Origin of the sequence: Arsukibacterium sp. (assembly GCF_033722355.1) — a bacterium.
Taxonomy (GTDB): Bacteria; Pseudomonadota; Gammaproteobacteria; order Enterobacterales; family Alteromonadaceae; genus Alishewanella.
Window position 1 is genome coordinate 1 of the sequence record NZ_JAWVZF010000215.1, and the last position, 3,725, is coordinate 3,725.

At 49.6% G+C, this 3,725-nt stretch carries 5 protein-coding genes and 1 tRNA gene; 4 read left to right on the forward strand and 2 right to left on the reverse strand.

Translation table 11 applies throughout. The features are described from left to right. The coding region (locus R3177_RS13825; RefSeq protein WP_318971601.1) for a CHASE domain-containing protein at positions 1-729 on the reverse strand (729 nt) is incomplete at its 3' end. Between the two features lie 160 nt (positions 730-889). Here R3177_RS13825 and R3177_RS13830 point away from each other — a divergent pair. From R3177_RS13830 to R3177_RS13845, 4 genes are all read left to right on the forward strand, one after another. Next, positions 890-966: transfer RNA gene (locus R3177_RS13830), tRNA-Arg, on the forward strand. 445 nt (positions 967-1,411) lie between these two features. After that, positions 1,412-1,759 carry a hypothetical protein gene (locus R3177_RS13835; RefSeq protein WP_318971602.1) on the forward strand — a complete coding sequence of 116 codons (348 nt, stop codon included), beginning with the start codon at positions 1,412-1,414 and terminating at the stop codon, positions 1,757-1,759. Positions 1,760-2,026: 267 nt separating this feature from the next. Further along, on the forward strand, positions 2,027-2,710 hold the full coding sequence (locus R3177_RS13840; RefSeq protein ID WP_318971603.1) for a hypothetical protein: 684 nt from the start codon (positions 2,027-2,029) through the stop codon (positions 2,708-2,710). Positions 2,711-3,015: 305 nt separating this feature from the next. After that, complete coding sequence (locus R3177_RS13845; RefSeq protein ID WP_318971604.1) at positions 3,016-3,450, forward strand: BLUF domain-containing protein; 435 nt, start codon at positions 3,016-3,018, stop codon at positions 3,448-3,450. A 4-nt stretch (positions 3,451-3,454) separates the two neighbouring features. Here R3177_RS13845 and R3177_RS13850 read toward each other — a convergent pair. Then, on the reverse strand, positions 3,455-3,725 hold a 271-nt coding region (locus tag R3177_RS13850), incomplete at its 5' end, for a bacterial transcriptional activator domain-containing protein (RefSeq protein ID WP_318971605.1).

A 3,725-nucleotide genomic window follows, 5' to 3' on the forward strand; every position in this document is an offset into this window, starting at 1 on the left:
CCAGTTGGCGCCACGAATGGCCAGGTTAAGTAACAGGCTGTCGTCATAGAATAAGCCGGGATCGCCAAAAAAAGTGTTGCCGTATTCGGCTGTTGCCGGTTCTGCCGCACGCAGGGCTACAGTGACATTCTGCTCGGCAGCGCTGGCAGCGAGCAGCGACCAGATAGTTTCAATATTAACCACGGTACTGATAATGCCCCAGTAGTTATTATCGGGAATAAACAATGGTAACCGGTAAATAAAGGCCTGCCCGCCCTGTACCAGCCTTACCGGCCCTATCAGCCTTGCCTGTCCGCTCTGGATAACCTCTGCAATTGCCGGCCACTGGTCAGGTAAATCAGGATAATATAAATTCAACGCCCGCTCATTGCCGGCCAGTGGGTAAATATATTGCAACCGGTTGCCAGGGGCTAAACCAATATTACGGATATGTTTGGCTTGTTCTACCAAGCCAGGCAGTAAAATATCCAGCTCGGCTTTATCGATTTCACCGCTACTGGCTTTGACATAAGAAGCCAGTCCCACGGTTAAATACAGCGGAATATTGAGTTCTGACTCAAGTAATGCTTTCAGCTGGCCGGCACTGGCCACTTCATGGCGTAATTGCTGGCTACGAATAAGCTGCTGTTCATGGTTTACCAGTACTTCCGTTGCAACCATGGCGGCTGCAGCCAGCATCGCTATTAACACCCAGTGCCAATAACGCAATGCATTGAAAAAACCCACCATTTAACCCGGCTCCTGAGCCACAATAACGTTACTCTAGCTTGTCGCCGACGGCGGTGCAATCATCGCCATAAAACTGTTTGCCTAAAAAACGCACTGTCAGGTAATAGACTTACAGTAAAAGCCTGTCTATAATGCGCGCTCGCACCAAAGTGCGACGGTTGCACCCGTAGCTCAGCTGGATAGAGCGCTGCCCTCCGGAGGCAGAGGTCTCAGGTTCGAATCCTGACGGGTGCGCCATAAACAAAACAACCACCGCAGGGTGTTTTTTTTGTTTATGCTTCCCCCCAGGAAGCGAACCGTTAGGTTCGACCAAATCGTCGGGAACGATTTGGAACAGCTTTAGCTGGCTCAAAGGGCGAGTATCAGGATGATACGAGTAATCCTGACGGGTGCGCCAAAACAATCAACCACTTACGCTAAAGCGAAGTGGTTTTTTTGTTTAATGTGCCACGATTGTGCCATGTTTGTGCCCGCATAAAAAAATCTCTACGCAAAACCTTCTGTAAAATGACCTCTGCTCTAAAAACTGAACCGCTGGTTCTTAGCTGAGTGAAGTTTTCTGACATAAAAATGAAATCTGCTACCCGTAACATTAGCGTACACATCAGAAATATCCGCACTGTTCAGAGCTGTTGCTAGCCATTAATCTGGCTACACTGAAACAGAGCCTAAGGAGAAAGCTATGGATAATGATGTAATCCAACTTGAAAAGCAGAGCCTGGAAGCCCTGCGTCACAACTACCCTCAATTACAAAAGCTTAGCGGCAGCATTATGTTTGTCGCGGAAGCTGACTCGCCTATGCTAACCGCTACGGCCTGGCACCTGGCAGAAGCAGATAACCTGATGCTAAAACAAGCCGGTGTAAAAGGCGCTATTTTAGAATTGTTGGATACTCTGGTGGAACAGCGCAAGCAACAGCGTATCCGGCCAAACCGGCAAGGTCGCTTGCTGCTTAATGCCGGCCAGTTAGGTGTTGAGTGGTTAAGCGATGACAGCAATTCGCTGTTAGCTTACAAGAATGCGAGTTAATTACTTATTCAAAACGCATGCCGCTTAACTTCATCTAAATTCGCCACCATAATCTGCTGCGCCTCCGGGCGCGCTTCTATTTTTGCCAGGTCCAGGTTTAGTGCCTGCACAGCATAGGGGACCAGGCAGAACGACGGCAGAGTAGCCAGCTGTTCAGGTTACAAAGTTTTACAGATAGCAGCATATGAAAACATCGATAATTGCAGCTGAGTGATACCGACGCTGGACCTAACGCTTGGTGCGGGTCGTAATTAATTGGAGTTAACGTTGAAACAAGTGATGTTAATAGTGCTTGCAAGCTGCTTGCTAAGTGCCTGTGTCAGTACGGCAAAAATGGCGACACCCGCGAATGCTTCGTTGCTGGTTGAACACAAGGTCATCGGCGCTAATCCGCTGTCCTGGCAAAAACCACTGGCATTTGGCCGCTGGCACACTATTGATACAACCGACTATGGCAGAGTGGACGGCGGTATTCCAATTGGAAAAGCAGTACTGGGTGGGACTTTTCATGCCAGAGCTTTAACAACGAATGACAATATTCACTCAAAATGCTCCGGCTGGCTGCTGAATATCAGCAGAAAATCGCTGGCTGTTGACCCAACGCTTGGCAATATGCCTCTGCTAACCTGCACATTTTCCGGGCCTGGCAATAGGACTTTTACGCTTAAAGAAACTTACAGCAACAAACTTGATGGCAAATTCAGTACTGAACTAGGTAATTTCAGCGTTAAGTCTGTGCACGAGTTCCAGGGCTCGCCGTGGCCAAGCGCTGCGCCGGTAGGCTTTCATATTTATCAGCAGGACACCATAGTCTGGAGCATCGATAAACTGAATGCCGGTGCGGTAATGGAGTGGCAGGCTTTGCCCGACGAGCAGAAAAACCTGCTGGCCGCTTTGACTATGGTACTGCTGGTAACAGACTTTGAGAATTTACTTTGGGAAGATTTATAACATCCTGTCTTGTGCTTTACACAGCCGGCTGCGCCGCGTGATAAGGTTTTTGTTCGTGACAGAGCGGCATGTAATTACCGGTGCCAATCACAAGATCCCAGCCTGAACTGCTGGCTTAACTGCGTTAAAGGGCATGAACAGTACCACGCAGCCAATAGTGTCTTCAGTTTTACGCCTGAATTGCGGCGGGGGACCGGCTTGTCGGGTCGTCTCCTTGTCCGCAGTGAGCTATGCTTAATTAACATTCAGCAGATAGCATTGTGCCGTTTTATCAGCAACGGGCAACAGCTGTCCAGGGAGGTTCCATGGCTTTGGTGCGGCTTATTTATACCAGCAAGACAAACCCGGCGTTCGCCGGTAATGCTTTAGAGCAGATCCTCGAAAGTTCCCGGGTTAATAACAGCAAACAATTTATTACTGGCTGTTTGTTTTTTAATAAAAATTTTATCATCCAGTATCTTGAAGGCGGGGCGGTGCAGGTGAATCAGTTGTATAACCGCATCGTTCAGGATAAACGCCATACCGACATCAGACTTATGGATTATGCCTGGATCGATAAACGTCTGTTTGCCGGTTGGTCGATGGGCTTTGCGGCTGATACGACGGCCACCCGCAAAATCTTTGTCAATTATGCCGAAACAGACAGCTTTAATCCGCTTAACTTGCCTGTCGATGCAGCCATACATCTGCTCAGGGATCTGAAAGACTTTGCCGGGGCTCACCAGACCGGGCAAAGCTAGTGGCTTAATCGGTAACCGGGTTAAACAGCTGCTGGCACTTTTCCTCTTGCTGCAGGCGCTGCTTCAGCTGCCGGCAAAGCTGGATGGCGCCCGGGGTATCGCCGGTGGCAGCTAATACCCGGGCCAGACCCAGTGTCGCCTCTTCATGCAGCGGTGCCAGGCTGATAACCCGCCGGTACCAGCTTTCAGCACGCTGATAGTCAGCGTCTTCGCGATAGAGATCACCAAGCAGGCTGCCGACATCGGCTATCCATGGCCGGATTTGCACTTCCTGC

Excerpts from the sequence above, each read along its gene's own strand:
- R3177_RS13845 (WP_318971604.1), top strand. The coding sequence starts at position 3,016 with ATGGCTTTGGTGCGGCTTATTTATACCAGCAAGACAAACCCGGCGTTC.
- R3177_RS13835 (WP_318971602.1), top strand. The coding sequence starts at position 1,412 with ATGGATAATGATGTAATCCAACTTGAAAAGCAGAGCCTGGAAGCCCTG.